The organism is Pedobacter sp. UBA4863, assembly GCF_002399615.1.
GTDB lineage: Bacteria > Bacteroidota > Bacteroidia > Sphingobacteriales > Sphingobacteriaceae > Pedobacter.
Window position 1 is genome coordinate 40,706 of sequence record NZ_DHDZ01000038.1, and the last position, 277, is coordinate 40,982.

The 277-nt window shown below is 30.7% G+C and carries 1 pseudogene; it reads right to left on the reverse strand.

Going from position 1 to position 277, the window contains the following annotated elements:
- Positions 1–95 precede the first annotated feature (95 nt).
- A pseudogene (locus B3I52_RS09310) lies at positions 96–277 on the reverse strand (SRPBCC domain-containing protein); the annotation flags it as partial.

The following is a 277-nucleotide window of genomic DNA, read 5'->3' on the forward strand; positions in this document are numbered from 1 at the left end:
GATTTGTAGAAATTGAAAACCTCTTCGGTATTACCGTTAAAGTTTAAATAAGGATTAATTACCATAGTTGTATTATTTTGATTTGATAAGATGATTTAAGACAAGTTTTTGTATGGATTACCATTACCCGTTTCTAGATACAGTTTTAAACTATTTGTAAATTGCTGCCAACCGGCCGTACAAATTTCATAACACGCTACATTTTCATTTAAACCTATATGTTCAACCTGTAGCAAGGTTTTAGAAACATCTTGTTTGATCTTCCAAACAATGGTAG